Origin of the sequence: Agromyces sp. NPDC057679 (genome assembly GCF_042799635.1) — a bacterium.
Lineage (GTDB): Bacteria > Actinomycetota > Actinomycetes > Actinomycetales > Microbacteriaceae > Agromyces.
The window spans coordinates 43,670-59,603 of the sequence record NZ_JBHVIK010000003.1; the positions used below are offsets into that span (position 1 = coordinate 43,670).

The 15,934-nt window shown below is 72.0% G+C and carries 19 protein-coding genes; 12 read left to right on the forward strand and 7 right to left on the reverse strand.

All coding sequences use genetic code 11. From position 1 onward, the window contains the following. Window positions 1-80: 80 nt before the first annotated feature. The 4 genes from ACFVAJ_RS13080 (at window position 81) to ligD (ending at window position 2,964) form a co-directional block, all read left to right on the forward strand. Window positions 81-998: a YihY/virulence factor BrkB family protein gene (locus ACFVAJ_RS13080; RefSeq protein WP_376944749.1), complete on the forward strand. Its 918-nt coding sequence runs from the start codon at window positions 81-83 to the stop codon at window positions 996-998. 66 nt (window positions 999-1,064) lie between these two features. Then, window positions 1,065-1,562 (forward strand): nitroreductase family deazaflavin-dependent oxidoreductase, encoded by a 498-nt coding sequence (locus ACFVAJ_RS13085; RefSeq protein WP_376944751.1) that lies wholly within the window; start codon window positions 1,065-1,067, stop codon window positions 1,560-1,562. Window positions 1,563-1,595: 33 nt separating this feature from the next. Continuing rightward, window positions 1,596-1,874: a DUF2277 domain-containing protein gene (locus tag ACFVAJ_RS13090; RefSeq protein WP_376944753.1), complete on the forward strand. Its 279-nt coding sequence runs from the start codon at window positions 1,596-1,598 to the stop codon at window positions 1,872-1,874. A gap of 52 nt (window positions 1,875-1,926) precedes the next feature. Next, window positions 1,927-2,964, forward strand: a complete 1,038-nt coding sequence (gene ligD, locus ACFVAJ_RS13095) for a non-homologous end-joining DNA ligase (RefSeq protein ID WP_376944755.1) — start codon at window positions 1,927-1,929, stop codon at window positions 2,962-2,964. Here the strand turns inward: ligD and ACFVAJ_RS13100 are convergent. Then, on the reverse strand, window positions 2,953-3,783 hold the full coding sequence (locus tag ACFVAJ_RS13100; protein ID WP_376944757.1) for an isocitrate lyase/phosphoenolpyruvate mutase family protein: 831 nt from the start codon (window positions 3,781-3,783) through the stop codon (window positions 2,953-2,955). The genes ligD and ACFVAJ_RS13100 overlap by 12 nt on opposite strands. Beyond that, window positions 3,777-4,589 carry a hypothetical protein gene (locus ACFVAJ_RS13105; RefSeq protein WP_376944759.1) on the reverse strand — a complete coding sequence of 271 codons (813 nt, stop codon included), beginning with the start codon at window positions 4,587-4,589 and terminating at the stop codon, window positions 3,777-3,779. Before ACFVAJ_RS13105 ends, ACFVAJ_RS13100 begins: the two co-directional genes overlap by 7 nt. 64 nt (window positions 4,590-4,653) lie before the next feature. On the opposite strand from ACFVAJ_RS13105, the gene ACFVAJ_RS13110 reads away from it, so the two are divergent. Further along, on the forward strand, window positions 4,654-5,325 hold the full coding sequence (locus ACFVAJ_RS13110) for an ArsR/SmtB family transcription factor (protein ID WP_376944761.1): 672 nt from the start codon (window positions 4,654-4,656) through the stop codon (window positions 5,323-5,325). A 63-nt stretch (window positions 5,326-5,388) separates the two neighbouring features. Here ACFVAJ_RS13110 and ACFVAJ_RS13115 read toward each other — a convergent pair whose 3' ends face one another. Together ACFVAJ_RS13115 and ACFVAJ_RS13120 are read right to left on the reverse strand one after the other, a co-directional pair. Beyond that, window positions 5,389-6,033, reverse strand: a complete 645-nt coding sequence (locus tag ACFVAJ_RS13115) for a GTP pyrophosphokinase family protein (RefSeq protein ID WP_376945829.1) — start codon at window positions 6,031-6,033, stop codon at window positions 5,389-5,391. Between the two features lie 187 nt (window positions 6,034-6,220). After that, window positions 6,221-6,685 (reverse strand): YchJ family protein, encoded by a 465-nt coding sequence (locus ACFVAJ_RS13120; RefSeq protein WP_376944763.1) that lies wholly within the window; start codon window positions 6,683-6,685, stop codon window positions 6,221-6,223. Between the two features lie 119 nt (window positions 6,686-6,804). Between ACFVAJ_RS13120 and ACFVAJ_RS13125 the strand changes: the two genes are divergently transcribed. Continuing rightward, window positions 6,805-7,641 carry a hypothetical protein gene (locus tag ACFVAJ_RS13125; RefSeq protein WP_376944765.1) on the forward strand — a complete coding sequence of 279 codons (837 nt, stop codon included), beginning with the start codon at window positions 6,805-6,807 and terminating at the stop codon, window positions 7,639-7,641. A gap of 97 nt (window positions 7,642-7,738) precedes the next feature. Here ACFVAJ_RS13125 and ACFVAJ_RS13130 read toward each other — a convergent pair whose 3' ends face one another. Continuing rightward, the gene (locus tag ACFVAJ_RS13130; protein WP_376944767.1) at window positions 7,739-8,032 is read right to left on the reverse strand and encodes a GNAT family N-acetyltransferase; all 294 of its coding nucleotides are present in this window, start codon (window positions 8,030-8,032) and stop codon (window positions 7,739-7,741) included. Between the two features lie 68 nt (window positions 8,033-8,100). Continuing rightward, window positions 8,101-8,472, reverse strand: a complete 372-nt coding sequence (locus tag ACFVAJ_RS13135; protein ID WP_376944769.1) for an RNA-binding S4 domain-containing protein — start codon at window positions 8,470-8,472, stop codon at window positions 8,101-8,103. 55 nt (window positions 8,473-8,527) lie between these two features. Here ACFVAJ_RS13135 and ACFVAJ_RS13140 point away from each other — a divergent pair, with 55 nt between their 5' ends. From ACFVAJ_RS13140 to ACFVAJ_RS13160, 5 genes are all read left to right on the forward strand, one after another. Beyond that, on the forward strand, window positions 8,528-9,004 hold the full coding sequence (locus tag ACFVAJ_RS13140) for an NUDIX domain-containing protein (protein ID WP_376944770.1): 477 nt from the start codon (window positions 8,528-8,530) through the stop codon (window positions 9,002-9,004). A 10-nt stretch (window positions 9,005-9,014) separates the two neighbouring features. Further along, window positions 9,015-9,638, forward strand: coding sequence for a CDP-alcohol phosphatidyltransferase family protein (locus ACFVAJ_RS13145; RefSeq protein ID WP_376944771.1), 624 nt, complete (start codon window positions 9,015-9,017; stop codon window positions 9,636-9,638). 2 nt (window positions 9,639-9,640) lie between these two features. Further along, window positions 9,641-10,156 (forward strand): FHA domain-containing protein, encoded by a 516-nt coding sequence (locus ACFVAJ_RS13150; RefSeq protein ID WP_376944773.1) that lies wholly within the window; start codon window positions 9,641-9,643, stop codon window positions 10,154-10,156. After that, window positions 10,156-10,848 (forward strand): MerR family transcriptional regulator, encoded by a 693-nt coding sequence (locus ACFVAJ_RS13155; protein ID WP_376944775.1) that lies wholly within the window; start codon window positions 10,156-10,158, stop codon window positions 10,846-10,848. Before ACFVAJ_RS13150 ends, ACFVAJ_RS13155 begins: the two co-directional genes overlap by 1 nt. Window positions 10,849-10,957: 109 nt before the next feature. Further along, window positions 10,958-11,503 carry a MerR family transcriptional regulator gene (locus tag ACFVAJ_RS13160; protein WP_157424316.1) on the forward strand — a complete coding sequence of 182 codons (546 nt, stop codon included), beginning with the start codon at window positions 10,958-10,960 and terminating at the stop codon, window positions 11,501-11,503. An 82-nt stretch (window positions 11,504-11,585) separates the two neighbouring features. On the opposite strand, the gene ACFVAJ_RS13165 is transcribed toward ACFVAJ_RS13160, so the two are convergent. Then, window positions 11,586-12,419: a ParA family protein gene (locus ACFVAJ_RS13165; protein WP_376944777.1), complete on the reverse strand. Its 834-nt coding sequence runs from the start codon at window positions 12,417-12,419 to the stop codon at window positions 11,586-11,588. Between the two features lie 74 nt (window positions 12,420-12,493). On the opposite strand from ACFVAJ_RS13165, the gene ACFVAJ_RS13170 reads away from it, so the two are divergent. Beyond that, complete coding sequence (locus tag ACFVAJ_RS13170; RefSeq protein WP_376944779.1) at window positions 12,494-15,898, forward strand: pyruvate carboxylase; 3,405 nt, start codon at window positions 12,494-12,496, stop codon at window positions 15,896-15,898. The last annotated feature ends 36 nt before the right edge of the window (window positions 15,899-15,934 follow it).

A 15,934-nucleotide genomic window follows, 5' to 3' on the forward strand; every position in this document is an offset into this window, starting at 1 on the left:
TCCGGCCGCGTCTGCGGCCATCATCTGCAACAACGGCGGGGTGGCCGCTGTTCCGCAGCACTCGCTAGCCTGACACAGTGATGGTGCGGGAGTCCGGTTCGTTCTGGCAGGCGGTGGTCCGCCGGGGCGAACGCGTCTGGCAGTGGGCGCTCCGGCTCACGCCGGTGCAGGGGATCGTCCGGTACTTCAACCTCCACGGCCCGATGCTCGCCGACAGCGTGACCTACCGTGCGTTGTTCTCCGTGTTCGCGGGCGTCTTCCTCGGCTTCGCCGTCGCGGGGGTCTGGCTCGCCGGTCGGCCCGAGGCCATCGAGGCGCTCGTCACGGCCCTCGACGCCGTGATCCCCGGGCTCGTGGGCGAAGACGGCCTGATCACCCCCGACCAGCTCGTGCAGCCCGTGACGTTGAGCGTCGCGGGCGTCCTCGCGCTCGGCGGCCTCGTCGGCGCGGCGATCGGCGCGATCGGCTCGCTCCGGGTCGCGTTCCGCGAGCTCGCCGAGCAGCCCGACGATCCGCGGTTCTTCGGCTGGCTGATGCTCCGCGACTTCGTGTTCGCGATCGCCTTCGGCGCCGCGTTCGCCGTCTCGGCGATCATCATGGTGGCCAGCACCGCGGCCCTCGGCACGATGTTCGACTGGCTCGGGGTCTCGACGAGGTCGCCCTGGTTCGACGCGCTCACGCGCACCGTGTCCGTGCTGCTCGCGTTCGCCATCGACACCGGCGCGATCGCGGCGATGTTCCGGCTGCTGTCCGGGATCCGCGTGCGCGCCCGCTCGCTCTGGCGGGGCGCGCTCGTCGGCGGGCTCGGCCTCACCGGCCTCCAGGTGCTCTCCGGCCTGTTCGTCGGGGGAGCGATGGCCAACCCGCTGCTCGCCTCCTTCGCCGCGCTGATCGCCCTCCTCATCTGGCTCAACCTCTCGAGCCAGGTCATCCTGATCGCGGGGGCCTACATCGTCGCCGACCACCGCGTCGTCACCGCGCGCACGGCCGAGTCCTGAATTGCGGGCCCTCGGCGCCGGGCCGGATCTCGACGTCCGGGTCGGCGTCCCAGCAGAATGGGGCGCATGCCGTCCGTGCTCCAGATCGTCCGCTCCGTCGTCTCGCCGCTCACCCGCACACGCGTCTTCCGCTGGGCGGCCCCGCGCCTGCTGCCGCCGATCGAGCGCGTCGTCGCGGCGCTGAGCGGCGGCAGGGTGCAGTTGAGCGCCCTGCTCGTGCCGTCGCTCATCCTGCACACCACCGGGGCCCGATCGGGCGCGCCCCGTGAGACGGCGCTCATGTACACCCCCGACGGTGCCGGGAGGGCCATCGTGGCCGGCACGAGCTTCGCCCGCGACCGGCACCCCGCCTGGACGTACAACCTGCTCGCGGACCCCGAGGCCGCGATCACGGTGCGCGGCCGCCGGATGCGGGTCAGGGCGAGCCTCATCGGCGACGACGAGCGCGACGCCGCCTGGGCGCGCATCGAGGCGCAGTGGCCGGGGTACCGAGGCTACGAGCGCGAGTCGGGCCGCGTGGTGCGCCTGTTCCGACTGCAACCGCTCGCCGAGTCCCGTAGCTGAGCGCGCCTCGGGACCAGGGCGTAGGCTCGAGCCATGTGCAGGAACATCCACACCCTTCACAATTTCGAGCCGGCCGCGACCGACGACGAGGTGCACGCCGCCGCGCTGCAGTTCGTCCGCAAGGTGAGCGGTTCGACGAAGCCCTCCAAGGCCAACGCGGAGGCGTTCGACCGGGCGGTCGCCGAGATCGCCCACATCACGAGGCACCTGCTCGACGACCTCGTCACGCACGCGCCGCCGAAGGATCGCGAGGTCGAGGCGGCGAAGGCGCGGGCCAGAGCCGCCGTCAGGTACCAGCGCGTGCCCGCCTGAGCGCTGCGCGCGCCTGCTGCGCTCCCCGCCGCGACGGAGTAGCGTCGCAGCCATGGCCGGCGACGCGATCGAGCTCACTGTCCCTGGACCGCACGGCGACCGAACGGTGCGCCTGTCGAGTCCGACGCGCGTGATCTGGCCCGAAGCCGGCGTCACGAAACGCGATCTCGCCGAGTACCTCGTCGCCGTGGGCGACGCGTTCGTCGAGGCGAACGGCGACCGGCCGGTCTCGCTCCAGCGCTTCCCCGGCGGCATCGACGGCGAGCAGTTCTTCTCGAAGAACCCGCCGAAGGGCGCACCCGAGTGGGTGCGATCCGTCACGGTCACCTACCCCAGCGGGCGACGGCATCCGCAGCTCGTGCTCGACGAGCCCGCCGCCGCGGTCTGGGCCGCGCAGATGAACACGATCGTCTTCCACCCCTGGGCGTCGCGCGCCGACCGCTCCGACCTCCCCGACGAGCTCCGCATCGACCTCGACCCGCAGCCCGGAACCGGATTCGCGGAGGCCGTGCCGGTCGCGCTCGCCCTCCGAGAGCTCCTCGACGAGGTCGGGCTCACCGGATTCGTCAAGAGCTCGGGGAGCCGCGGCATCCATGTCTTCGCGCCCATCGAGCCCGAGCACGAGTTCCTCGACGTGCGTCACGCCGTGATCGCGCTCGGACGCGAGCTCGAGCGCCGCCTGCCCGACGAGGTGACGACGAACTGGTGGAAGGAGGAGCGGGGCGACCGCATCTTCATCGACTACAACCAGGCGAACCGCGATCGCACGATGGCGGGGGCCTACAGCCCGCGACCGACGCCCGCGGCGACCGTCTCCTGTCCGCTCGAGTGGAGCGAGCTGGAGCGCACCGATCCCACCTCGCACACGGTCCGCACCGTGCCCGCCCGCCTCGCCGAGCGGGGCGACCCGTGGGCGGGCATGCACGACCGGCCCGGGCGCATCGACACCCTGCTCGAGTGGTGGCGGCGCGACCTCGACGACGGGCTCGGCGAGCTGCCGTTCCCGCCCGACTTCCCGAAGATGCCGGGCGAGCCGACGCGGGTGCAGCCGAGTCGGGCGAAGAAGCCCGACGACGACTCAGCCGACTGACGGCGCGCCGGTGCCGCCGCCGAGCTCCGCCGCCGCCGCGTAGCCGGGGATCGTGAGCGCCGTCGACCCCGGCGGGATGCCGCGGCGGACCTCGTCGAGCACGGATCCGACCGCGGCGAGCGCCGCCCGGAACAGCAGGGACCCCGTGCTCACCCGCGCGACCCCGAGTTCACCGAGCGCACGGAGGCTGCGGCCGGGCTGCGCGAGCACGTTCAGGGGAGCGGCGACGCCCTCGGCGAGTGCGGCGACGGTGCGGTCGTCGAGGGCGCCCGGCACGAAGATCCCCGAGGCGCCGGCGTCGAGGTAGCGTCGTGCCCGCTCGAGGCTCTCCGTCGCCCGCTTCGCCGCGGCGCCGGCATCGGCGGGGGCATCGATCCAGAAGCCGTCGGTGCGCGCATTGAGGTACATCTGGGGCGCGGCCGCGGCGACGGCGGCGACCTTCGCGGCGAAGACCGCGGGGGCGACGAGCCGGCCGTCGGCGGTCGAGTCCTCGAGGTTGACCCCGACCACGCCGAGACCGGCGAGCTCTGCGACGAGTCCGGCGACCGCGCCGGGGTCGTCCGAGAAGCCCGACTCCAGGTCGACGGTCACCGTGATCCCCGCCGAGGTGAGGCGGCGGGCGAGCTCGAACGTCGGCACAAGCGTGGCTCCGGCCCCGTCCTCCTCGCCGGCTGCCACGGCGACGCCGAGGCTCGTCGTCCCGACGACCGCGGCCCCCTGCTCGACGAGCCATCGTGCGGAGGCGAGATCCCAGGCGTTCGGCAGCAGCAGCGGCTCGCCCGCGCGATGCAGCGCCGCGAACCCGGCCGGGCTCAGCACGTCGGCTCCCGGAGCGCGTCGACGACCGCAGCGGCGATCGCGACGGCGTGCTGCGACGCCGGGCAGCGGCGTGGGCCGGCGCCGAAGGCGAGCACGCGGGGCGGCGACGCTTCGGTCGCCTCGCGATCGGGGCCGTCGAGTCGGAGCTCGACGAGGCGATCCGCGGCGTCGTCGCCCGGTGCCTCACGTCCGTCCGGCGGTGCGACGCGGCGGGTGGCGACGACGGGCGGCGCGTGGCGGAGGACGTCGTCGATGAGCTGCGCGGTCGGCGTGTCCGGCGATTCGGCCGCCCGGCGCAGGACCGCGGCGATGAGCCCGCCCGTCGCGGCGTGCGCCTGCACGAGCAGTTGCGCGTCGAGCGCCGCACGGCGTCCGGCCGGTACCGCGCCGAGCAGCCGCTCCGCCGCCGTGTCCACGTCGGCGGCGTCCGCGTCGTCGACGATGCCGACCGCGTAGGGCGCCGCCACCGTCGCGGCATCCTCGGGGGCGGAGGCGCCGTCGGAGTCCAGCGCGGCGGCGAGCGCGAGCACGGGGATGCGGCGAGCGATCTCCGCCGCGTCGCGACCTTCGGCGCGGGCCGCTCGCGCCCGCGCTCCCGCATCGCGGGCCAGTCGCGCGGGATCGAGCCCGGCGAGGCGCGATTCGATCGAGCTGCGGCGCTCGTCGTGCACGGGCCCGTTGACGAACCGGGATGCCTCGCTCCGCAGCCGCGCGAAGGCGGTCGCGCCTGGCTCGGCCTCGGGGACGAGCCATGCGGGGTCGTGGAGAAGTCGCGCGACGTCGGCGCGATCGTGGATGACGGACATGCTCCGACGCTACGGCGCCGATCGTTCGTCGGGCGTCGAAATGTCGTCGTCGTATCGTGAAGGCATGGACGGTGACGCCGATCTCTCGATCCCTGCCCGGTTGATGGGCGAACCGGCCCGCGCGGCGATGCTCGTCGCCCTGCTCGACGGCCGTGCACTGCCGGCGGGCGAGCTCGCGAAGATCGCGCAGGTGTCGGCGGCGACCGCGAGCGCGCATCTGGCGCGGCTCGTCGACGGCGGGCTCCTCCGGGCTCGCTCGCTCGGCCGCCACCGCTACTTCGAGCTCGCGGGGTCCGATGTCGCCGATGCGGTCGAGTCGCTCCAGCGGCTCGGGCCGCGCCGGCCGGTGACCTCCTACGCGCAGTCCGCCACCGCCCGGCGGCTCGCCGACGCCCGATCGTGCTACGACCACCTCGCCGGTCGGCTCGCGCTCGGGCTCGCCGACCGGCTCGTCGCGGAGCGTGCGATCGCGCCGCTCGAGGCCGGTGCGCCCGGCACGGTCCTCGCGACCGATGGACCGCTCGCCCGCAGGCTGCGCCTCGACGAAGCGCCGAACCCAGGTCGTCGCCCGGCCGTGCGGGGATGCCTCGACTGGACCGAGCGGCGACCCCACCTCGCCGGCTCGCTCGGGGCGCACGTGCTGGAGGTGCTGCTCGTCGACGGATGGGTCGCCCGGGTGCCGGGAGACCGATCGCTCCGCGTCAGCGACGAGCTGCGGGCCACCCTCGTGAGTTGATCCGGGGGTCTCGACCCGGGTGCAGCGCCCGGGCCGGATGCCGGGGGACCGCGCCGCGACCGATCAGACCTCGATGTCGCGCAGGACGCGCGCCGGACGCGGTGCTCCGTGCACCTCGCGGTGCAGGCGCTCCATGCGCGCGTCGAGCTCGGCGGCGGTGTGCGCGGCGTCCGTGAGCCCGTCGAGGAGTTCCTGCGGCACCCGGCGGTCGTACTTGTAATAGATCTTGTGCTCGAGGCTCGCCCAGAAGTCCATCGCGATCGTGCGGATCTGCACCTCGACGGCGACCGGGTGCGGCCCCGTCGAGAGGAACACGGGCACCTCGACGATGACGTGAAGGCTCTGGTACCCGTTCGGCTTCGGATCCTTGATGTAGTCCTTGACCTTGAGCACGCGGATGTCGCGCTGGGCGGTCAGCAGCTCGAAGATGCGGTACGCGTCCGACACGAAGCTGCAGGTGACCCGTACGCCCGCGATGTCGGTCACCGTGTCGCGGATCGAGTCGAAGCTCGGCTCGACGCCCTTGCGCGACATCTTCTCGATCACGCTGTCGAGGCTCTTCAGCCGGCTCGAGATGTGCTCGATGGGGTTGTAGTCGTGCGTCTGGCTGAACTCCTCCCGCAGGATGGAGAGCTTCGTGATCACCTCGTCCATGCCGAACTTGTAGTGCAGCATGAAGCGCTCCGTCTCGTCGCGGAGCGCGCGCATCTCGTCGAGCGTCTGGCCGTCGATCGTCTCGAGCGTCCGCTGCGCGCGGGCGGTCAGCATGGAGGGGGAGTCGGGATGCCTCGTGGGACGAGTGCCGTCGAGCGGAGTCACGTGTCTCACCGTAGGCGGTGAATCTCTGCATTCCCTTTGATTCCCTGCGGCGTTCGCCGCGAGCGGAGGGGCGGCTTCACGCCACGGCGTCGACGTACCGCCAGCCTTCGTGGGTGCGCTCGAAGCGGCTCACCTCGTGCTGCTCGCCGCGCTCGCCCTCATGGCGGTAGAACGCGGCGAACTCCACGATGCCGTCGCGGTCGAGCGGCCCCCCGCGCTCGGCGCGGAGGACGTCGAGCCGGTACCAGCGGATCGACGGGTCGAGCTCGAGCCCGGTCGGCCGCGTCGACGGATGCCACGTGGCCAGCAGGTAGTCCGCGTCGCCGGTCGCGAACGCGGTGTATCGGGAGCGCATCAGCTGCACCGCGGTGGGCGCGGGCGACGCCCCGGTGAGGTGGCGCCGGCAGCATTCGCCAAACGTCAGGCCGCTGAGGCACGGGCAGCGCTCGCCCGGATCTGGGGACGGGAAACGGGCGGGGACTGCCTCTGGCATCCACCCAGTATCGCGTGCGAGGGCCCGCGCTCGCCGAGGTCCACTCATGAACCGCACAGGTCAAAATGAGGATCTGTTCAGATTCGACGGGCAGAGTGTCTGACTTGTGCCTGTGCTCGGGGCCGTCCCCTGAACGAAAGCCAGATGCCGAGCAGCCTCGAGAACTTATGCGAAACCAGACTTCCCCCACGCCCGAGAACACCGCCGCCGAACTCCCCGAGCACGCCCGCCGAGCGAACCGTCGCCGCCGCGTCTCCCGCCGCCGACTGCTCGCCGGCGGCGCCGTCGCCGGCATCGCGCTGCTGATCGGCACCGGATTCACCGTCCAGTCCGCCGTCGCCACGCAGGCGAGCATCGATGCGACCACCGCCCTCACCGAGGGCAGCGGCGTCCACTCCGAGCAGCTCGGCGCGTACAGCGCGATCGCCGAGGCGCGCACCCGCGCCAACGCGGTGGACACGATCTCCGCGGCCAACGCGACGCTCGCCGCGGTCGACGGCAAGACGGACACCGCCGGGCTCGCCGCCTCCGTGGCCTCGCTCGGCGACTACGAGGTGCTCGGCGTCGACGAGATCGTCGACCTCGCCAAGCAGACCCGTTCGGAAGCCGCGAAGGCCACGGCCGCCGCAGCCGAGTACGACCGGGTCCAGGCCGTGAAGGCGCAGGAGGCCGCCGAGGCGCGCGCCCGTGCCAACACGCCGGAGGGCGCCAAGGCGGTCGCACGCGAGATGGCCTCGTCGAAGTACGGCTGGGGCGAGGGCGAGTTCCAGTGCCTCGTGCAGCTGTGGCAGAAGGAGTCGGGCTGGTCGTACACCGCCTACAACGCCTCGAGCGGTGCGACGGGCATCCCGCAGTCGCTCCCCGGCAGCAAGATGGCCAGCGCCGGTTCGGACTGGCAGACCAACGCCGCCACCCAGGTCGCCTGGGGCCTCGACTACATCGCGCGCGGCTACGGCAGCCCGTGCAGCGCGTGGGGGCACTCCCAGTCGGTCAACTGGTACTGAGCGCCCGACCGACCTCGTCCGCGAGCCCGACGCACCTCGCGTCGGGCTCGCGTCGTCCTCCTGGCTCGACCGAGCGGCCCGCGGTCGCCGGTGATCGTCAGTCGAGCCGCGGGTCGAGCAGGGGCCGCCGTTCCGGATGCCGGTCGAACCATTCGCCGACGTACCAGCAGCTCGGCACGATGTGGCGGTCGGAGTTCGCCTCGACGTCGTCGACCGCGAATCGCACGACCTCTGCGGCCAATCCGCTGCCGCGGTAGCTGGGGTTCGTGAACGTGCGGGTGAAGGCGACCGCATCGCCGAGCACGCGGTAGTCGAGCACGCTCGCGATCGTGCCGTCGATGCGGAGCACGTATCGTCGGGCGTCGGGTTCATGGCTGAGTTCCTGCGGCACGTCCTCAGGCTACGCCCGGCGCAGGCGCCGACGGCCGCGCCTACCCGCCGCGACATGCGGCGGGGGAGTCAGCGCCCGCGGAGGCGCTCGATGTCGCGCCGCTCGCGCTTGGTCGGACGGCCAGCGCCGCGATCGCGCACGACGACCGCCGCGACCTCCTCGCGCGGGGGCGGCGCGGGCGTTCGGTCCTCGGCGGCCTCGGCGGCCAGCGTCGCCGAGACCCGCTTGGCGATCGTGCGCCGCACGACGAGCTGCTGGTCGAATCCGGCGACCCGGACGCGGACCTCGTCGCCGGGCCGCACCGGCTGCGCCGCCTTCACCCGCTCGCCGTTGACCCGGACATGCCCTGCGCGGCATGCCGCCGTCGCGGCCGATCGCGTCTTGAAGCGTCGAACCGCCCACAGCCAGGCGTCGACGCGCACCGGGGCCTGTTCCTCCATGCGCCAAGCCTACGGCCGTGGCGACACCCGGGCGCGGGTGCGTCATGCTGGTCTCATGGTCGGAGCGAACGGTGACGCCTGGGTCGAGGGCCCCGGCGGGGAGCGGTACTGGGGTCGATTCGGCGCGGCCGGGCTGCTCGCGCTCAGCCCCGGCGCCGAGGTCCTGCTGCAGCATCGCGCCGTGTGGAGCCACTTCGGCGGCACCTGGGGCCTGCCGGGCGGAGCACGGCACGAAGGGGAGTCCGCGGTCGATGCCGCCGTGCGCGAAGCCCGGGAGGAGGCGGGCGTCCCGCCCGAGTCGCTCGCGGTGCGCTTCACGAGCGTGCTCGACCTCGGCTACTGGTCGTACACCACGGTCGTCGCCGACGCGCTCGTCCGGTTCGAGCCGGTGGTGAGCGACCCCGAGAGCATCGAGCTGCGCTGGGTGCCCGTCGACGAGGTCGGCGGGATGCCGCTGCACCCGAGATTCTCCGAGTCCTGGCCCCGACTGGCCGAGCGACTGCGACCGCGAGGCATCCCCGCCGACGGATAGGATCGACAGCGTGGCTGGGGAGCGCGCTGGGGGCGGCGGTTCGGAGATCTGGACGATCCCGAACATCCTCAGCATGCTCAGGCTGGCGCTGGTGCCGGTCTTCCTCGTCCTCATCGTGGCGGGCGACTACGTGCTCGCACTCGTGGTGCTCGTCGTCGCGAGCCTCACCGACCTCCTCGACGGCTATCTCGCGCGGCGGCTCGACCAGATCACCCGTCTCGGGCAGCTCCTCGACCCCGCGGCCGACCGGCTGTACATCTTCGCCGCGCTCGTCGGGCTCGCCGCGCAGGAGTTGGTGCCGTGGTGGATCGTCGTCGTCATCGTCGCCCGCGACGTGTACCTCCTCGCCCTCGGCATCGTGCTCGCGAACCACGGATTCGGCCCGCTTCCGGTGCACCAGCTCGGCAAGGTCGCGACCTTCGCGCTCTTCTTCGGGCTGCCGGTGATCATGCTGGGACTCGCGTTCCCCGCAGTCGCCCCGGTGAGCGAACCCGTCGGCTGGGCCATCACCCTGTGGGGCGCGTTCCTCTACTGGTGGGCGGGGGTCATCTACGCGATCGAGACCGCGCGGGTGATTCGTATGCCGCGGGTGGCAGGCGACGCTCGATCCGATACGCTTGAAGAGGGAGGTTAGCCGTGGTTGATTCCGACAACACTCAGGCCGACGGGGCGAGCGAGGTGCCCGAGCAGGCGCACACGTCGTCGCAACCCGTCGTCGACGGCGTCGGCGACGCGACCATCGGGTTCAGCCGCGAGGCGGCTGCGCAGCTCGGCGCGATCGACGCCGACATCACGGCCGAGGAGCACGAGGCGATCGCCGCACTGCCCTCCGGGTCCGCGTTGCTGATCGTTCGCCGTGGCCCGAACACCGGCGCCCGCTTCCTGCTCGACACCGACGTCACGGTGGTCGGGCGGCACCCCGATGCCGAGATCTTCCTCGACGATGTCACCGTCTCGCGCAAGCACGCCGAGTTCGTCCGTCACCGCACGGCATTCGAGGTCAAAGACCTCAGCTCGCTGAACGGCACCTACTTCGACGGCGTCCGCATCGAGACGGCGCTCCTGTCCGACGGCGCCGAAGTGCAGATCGGCAAGTTCCGACTCACGTTCTACGCCTCCCGACGCGACCTGGCTCCGGTGGCGAGCGACTAGTGGCGAGCACCGCTGCGTCGTCGCGCGCGAGCGGCCAGGCACCACTTCTCGGCATCGGCCAGGTCCTCGCCAGGCTTCAGCCCGAGTTCCCCGAGCTGACGCCGTCGAAGCTGCGGTTCCTCGAGGAGCAGCGGCTCGTCGCACCGGCGCGGACCGCCGCGGGGTACCGCAAGTTCTCGACCGCCGATGTCGAGCGGATCACGGTCGTGCTCTCGATGCAGCGCGACCACTACCTGCCGCTCAAGGTGATCCGTTCGCACCTCGAGGCGATCGACGCCGGCGAGACGCCGGCCCTGCCCGGCGCGACGAGGGCGAGCGCGTTCCTCGGCGCAGCCAAGCGGTACGGCCGCAGCGAGCTCATCGCCGAGGCCGGGGCGACTGCGGGCCTGCTCGACGACGCCGTCTCGGCGTCGTTGCTGCCGGCGGCCGACCACTACGGCGATGAGGCGCTCGGCGTGCTGCGTTCGCTCGTCGCCTTGCGCGGTGTGGGCATCGAGCCGCGGCACCTGCGTGGACTCCGCGCGGCGGCCGAACGCGAGGCGGCGCTCGTCGAGCGTGCGATCGCGCCGTCGCGGCGTGCCGACGCCGCCGACAAGGCGAGAGCGGCCGAACGCGGGCGCGAACTCGCCGGCCACCTCGCGGCCGTGCACTCGAGCGTCGTGCGCGCGACGCTCGACGGACTCGCTCGCTGATCGCGCGACACGCCGTGCCGATCGGCCCGATATGTTTGGCGGACGCCCTCGGCCTCGGTAGCGTGGAACTCGCGTCGTCGGGGTGACGGAGCAGAAGAGGGGCGATTCGATGAGTGAGACCGTGCGCTCGCGTTACGACCTCGGCCTGCTGTTCACCGACGGGATGCCCGAGCACGACGACGGCACCGGCTACCGCGGCGCGGTCGCCGCCCGCGCGGCCGGCATCAGCTACCGCCAGCTCGACTACTGGGCCCGCACCCAACTCGTCGAACCGACCGTTCGCGGCGCCGCCGGGTCGGGTTCGCAGCGGCTCTACGGCTTCCGCGACATCCTGGTGTTGAAGCTCGTCAAGCGACTGCTCGACACCGGCATCTCGTTGCAGCAGATCCGCACCGCCGTGACCCAGCTCCGCGAGGCCGGCGTCGAAGACCTGGCGCAGACGACGTTGATGAGCGACGGCGCGAGCGTCTACCTCTGCACCTCCGACGACGAGGTCATCGACCTCGTGAACCGCGGCCAGGGTGTGTTCGGAATCGCCGTGGGCAAGGTGCTCCGCGAGGTCGAGTCGACGCTCGTCGAACTCGACACGCAGCCGGCCGACCCGATGGACGAGCTGGCCGCACGTCGCGGCGCGAAGTCGCGCAAGATCTCCTGAACCGGGCTCGGCCCCGCTCCTTCGTCACACGGCGTCACATTCGACGCCGGATTCCGCGGTCTCGGGCGAGGCCGCGAACGCGTCAGATCGCGTGCGACTCGATCTCGACGGGCAGCCCCGCGTAGTCGCCGATGCGCGCGGTGCGGAGCACCCGGTCGAGCAGCTGGTCGAAGTTCGCCGACATCTCCTCGGCGCTCTCGCCGGGCCACATGTGGAGCGGCTTCGCGGCGCCCTGCGCCTGCTGCAGCGAGGTGCGCTCGGGCAGCTGGGGCGACAGCACCAGCGGGCCGAACATGTCGCGGAGCTCCTTGATGCGGAACTGGTGCTCGAGCGACTGCACGCGAGCGCGGTTCACGATGATGCCGAGCGGCTGGAGCCTGGGGGAGAGCCCGCGTCGGATCTCCTCGATGGCGCGCAGGGCGCGATCGGCCGCGGCGACCGAGAACAGGCCCGGTTCGGTGACGACGGCCACGCGATCGCTCGCCGCCCAGGCGGTGCGGGTGAGCGCGTTGAGCGAGGGCGCGCAGTCGATGAGCACGAGCTCGTAGTCGGCCTCGACGTTGGCGAGCGCCTCCTCGAGCTTCCAGATGTCGCGGATCGACGGGTGCGGCCCGTCGAAGTTGATGGCCGACGGGCTGCCGATCATGACGTCGATCGTCGACTGCGGGTTCTGCCGCGACCACCCGCTCGGGGCGATCGCCGAACGGACGATCTTCTCCTTCGGCGAGGCCAGGACGTCGGCGACGTTCAGGTGACCGGCCATCTGGATGTCCATGCCGGTGGAGACATCGGACTGCGGATCGAGGTCGACGACGAGGGTCCGGACGCCGCGGGCGAAGGCCGCCGACGCGAGTCCGAGCGTGACGGTGGTCTTGCCGACGCCGCCTTTCAGGGAGCTGACGGAGAGAACGTGCACGACCGATACGTTACCTTTACTACTCGGGCGATACCTAAACGTTCGCTGTGCGGATTCCGTTCGGAAAGGCTTGCATGTTCACGAAGATCCTGGTTGCCAATCGCGGTGAGATCGCCATCCGTGCGTTCCGTGCCGCAGTCGAGCTCGGTGCGAAGACGGTCGCGGTGTACCCGTTCGAAGACCGCAACTCCCTGCACCGCCTGAAGGCCGATGAGGCGTACCAGATCGGCGAGCCGGGCCACCCCGTGCGCGCCTACCTCGACGTGTCGGAGATCATCCGCGTGGCGAAGGAGTCGGGCGCCGACGCGATCTACCCCGGCTACGGCTTCCTCTCCGAGAACCCCGAGCTCGCCCAGGCGGCGGCCGAGGCCGGCATCGCCTTCATCGGCCCGCCGAAGCACGTGCTCGAGATGGCCGGCAACAAGGTGACCGCCAAGGAGCACGCGATCGCCGCGGGCGTCCCCGTGCTGAAGTCGACCCCGCCCTCGCGCGACATCGAGGCGCTCCTCGCACAGGCCGACGAGATCGGCTTCCCGATCTTCGCCAAGGCCGTCGCCGGCGGCGGCGGGCGAGGCATGCGCCGCGTCGACGCCAAGCCCGAGCTGCGCGCCGCCCTCGAAGAGGCGATGCGCGAGGCCGACAGCGCCTTCGGCGACCCGACCATGTTCCTCGAGCAGGCCGTGCTCCGCCCCCGTCACATCGAGGTGCAGGTGCTGGCCGACTCGAACGGCGAGACCGTGCACCTCTTCGAGCGCGACTGCTCGGTGCAGCGGCGCCACCAGAAGGTCATCGAGATCGCCCCGGCGCCGAACCTCTCCGACGAGATCCGCCAGTCGCTCTACCGCGACGCCATCGCGTTCGCACGGTCGATCGGCTACGTCAACGCGGGAACGGTCGAATTCCTCCTCGACACCGCGGGCGAGCGGGCCGGCCAGCACGTCTTCATCGAGATGAACCCCCGCATCCAGGTCGAGCACACCGTCACCGAGGAGGTGACGGACGTCGACCTCGTCGTCGCCCAGATGCGCATCGCCGCCGGCGCCTCGCTCGCCGAGCTCGGTCTCGAACAAGACCAGATCCGCCTGCGCGGCGCGGCGCTCCAGTGCCGCATCACGACGGAGGACCCGACCGCCGGGTTCCGTCCCGACACGGGCAAGATCACGACCTATCGTTCGCCCGGCGGCGCCGGCATCCGCCTCGACGGCGGAACGATCAACCCGGGCGCCCAGATCAGCCCGCACTTCGATTCGATGCTCGCGAAGCTGACCTGCCGAGGCCGCGACCACGTCGCCGCCGTGGCGCGGGCCAAGCGCGCCCTCGCCGAGTTCCGCATCCGCGGCGTCTCGACGAACATCCCCTTCCTGCAGGCCGTCCTCGAGGACCCGGCGTTCGTCGCCGGCGACCTCAGCACCTCGTTCATCGACGAGCGTCCGCAGCTCCTCCGCGGCCGCGTGTCGAAGGACCGCGGCACGAAGATCCTCAACTGGCTCGCCGACGTCACCGTGAACCAGCCGAACGGCCCCGCACCGATCAGCGTCAGCCCGGTCGAGAAGCTGCCCCCGCTCGACCTCACGACGCCCGCTCCCGACGGCTCGCGCCAGCGCCTGCTCGAGCTCGGCCCGGTCGGCTTCGCCGCGGCGCTCCGCGCCCAGACGCCGCTCGCGGTCACCGAGACGACCTTCCGCGACGCCCACCAGTCGCTGCTCGCGACCCGCGTGCGCACCAAGGACCTGGTCGCCGTCGCACCGTACGTCGCCCGCCTGACGCCCGAGCTGCTCTCGGTCGAGGCCTGGGGCGGCGCCACCTACGACGTCGCGCTGCGCTTCCTCGGCGAGGACCCGTGGGACCGCCTGGCGGCCCTCCGCGAGGCGCTGCCGAACGTGAACATCCAGATGCTCCTCCGCGGGCGCAACACGGTCGGCTACACGCCGTACCCGACCGAGGTCACCGACGCGTTCGTGCGTGAGGCGGCGGCGACGGGCGTCGACATCTTCCGCATCTTCGACGCACTCAACGACGTCTCGCAGATGCGTCCGGCGATCGACTCGGTCCTCGCGACCGGGCACAGCATCGCCGAGGTCGCCCTCTGCTACACCGGCGACCTGCTCGACCCGGCCGAAGACCTCTACACGCTCGACTACTACCTGCGGCTCGCCGACCAGATCGTCGGCGCCGGCGCGCACGTGCTCGCCATCAAGGACATGGCGGGCCTGCTCCGGCCCGCGGCGGCGGCGAAGCTCGTGAGCGCCCTCCGCGAGCGCTTCGACGTGCCGGTGCACCTGCACACCCATGACACCGCGGGCGGCCAGCTCGCGACGCTCCTCGCCGCGAGCAACGCCGGCGTCGACGCCGTCGACGTGGCGAGCGCTCCGATGGCCGGCACGACGAGCCAGCCCTCGGCGTCCTCGCTCGTCGCCGCGCTCGCGCACACCGAACGCGACACGGGCATCTCGCTCGACGCGGTGAGCGACCTCGAGCCGTACTGGGAGGCGGTGCGCCGCCTCTACAAGCCGTTCGAGTCGGGACTGCCCGGCCCCACCGGCCGCGTGTACCACCACGAGATCCCGGGCGGTCAGCTCTCGAACCTGCGCCAGCAGGCCATCGCGCTCGGCCTCGCCGACGACTTCGAGCTCATCGAGGACATGTACGCCGCCGCCGACTCGATCCTCGGTCGCGTGCCGAAGGTCACGCCGTCGTCGAAGGTCGTCGGCGACCTGGCGCTGCACCTCGCGGCCGTCAAGGCGGACCCGGCCGACTTCGCGGCGAACCCCGAGAAGTACGACGTCCCCGACTCGGTGATCGGCTTCATGGCCGGCGAGCTCGGCGACCTGCCGGGCGGCTGGCCCGAGCCTTTCCGCACGAAGGTGCTCGCCGGCAAGGACGTGCGCATCGGCGTGACCGAGCTCACGCCAGAGCAGCGCGCCGCGCTCGAGGCCGACAGCGCGACGCGCCGTGCGACTCTCAACGCGCTCCTCTTCCCGGCGCCGACCCGCCAGTTCGAGCAGATCCGCGAGCTCTTCGGCGACCTCTCGGTCGTCGACACGGCCGACTACCTCTACGGACTGCGCCCCGGCGCCGAGCACGTCGTCGAGATCGCGAAGGGCGTCAAGCTCTACGCGGGGCTCGAGGCGATCGGCGAGGCCGACGACAAGGGCATGCGCACCGTTATGACGATCCTCAACGGGCAGCTCCGCCCGGTCTTCGTGCGCGATCGCAGCATCACGGTCGACACGCGTGCGGCCGAGAAGGCGGACGCCTCGCAGCCCGGCCAGATCGCGGCCCCGTTCTCGGGAGTGGTCACGCTGCAGGTCGAGGCGGGCACCGAGATCGCGGCCGGACAGAGCGTCGCCTCGATCGAGGCGATGAAGATGGAGGCCGCCATCACCTCGCCCGTCGCGGGTGTGGTCGAGCGCGTCGCGATCCCGAAGACGCAGCAGGTGGAGGCGGGTGATCTGCTCGTCGTGGTGCGTCCGCGCTAGGCTTGGCGTGGATGGGCACTGATGAGGAGGGGATTC

Coding starts and splice junctions, on each gene's coding strand:
- ACFVAJ_RS13080 (WP_376944749.1), top strand. CDS start 81: ATGGTGCGGGAGTCCGGTTCGTTCTGGCAGGCGGTGGTCCGCCGGGGC.
- ACFVAJ_RS13085 (WP_376944751.1), top strand. CDS start 1,065: ATGCCGTCCGTGCTCCAGATCGTCCGCTCCGTCGTCTCGCCGCTCACC.
- ACFVAJ_RS13090 (WP_376944753.1), top strand. CDS start 1,596: ATGTGCAGGAACATCCACACCCTTCACAATTTCGAGCCGGCCGCGACC.
- ligD (WP_376944755.1), top strand. CDS start 1,927: ATGGCCGGCGACGCGATCGAGCTCACTGTCCCTGGACCGCACGGCGAC.
- ACFVAJ_RS13105 (WP_376944759.1), bottom strand. CDS start 4,589: ATGTCCGTCATCCACGATCGCGCCGACGTCGCGCGACTTCTCCACGAC.
- ACFVAJ_RS13110 (WP_376944761.1), top strand. CDS start 4,654: ATGGACGGTGACGCCGATCTCTCGATCCCTGCCCGGTTGATGGGCGAA.
- ACFVAJ_RS13115 (WP_376945829.1), bottom strand. CDS start 6,033: ATGCGCGCGCTCCGCGACGAGACGGAGCGCTTCATGCTGCACTACAAG.
- ACFVAJ_RS13120 (WP_376944763.1), bottom strand. CDS start 6,685: ATGAGTGGACCTCGGCGAGCGCGGGCCCTCGCACGCGATACTGGGTGG.
- ACFVAJ_RS13125 (WP_376944765.1), top strand. CDS start 6,805: ATGCGAAACCAGACTTCCCCCACGCCCGAGAACACCGCCGCCGAACTC.
- ACFVAJ_RS13135 (WP_376944769.1), bottom strand. CDS start 8,472: ATGGAGGAACAGGCCCCGGTGCGCGTCGACGCCTGGCTGTGGGCGGTT.
- ACFVAJ_RS13140 (WP_376944770.1), top strand. CDS start 8,528: ATGGTCGGAGCGAACGGTGACGCCTGGGTCGAGGGCCCCGGCGGGGAG.
- ACFVAJ_RS13160 (WP_157424316.1), top strand. CDS start 10,958: ATGAGTGAGACCGTGCGCTCGCGTTACGACCTCGGCCTGCTGTTCACC.
- ACFVAJ_RS13170 (WP_376944779.1), top strand. CDS start 12,494: ATGTTCACGAAGATCCTGGTTGCCAATCGCGGTGAGATCGCCATCCGT.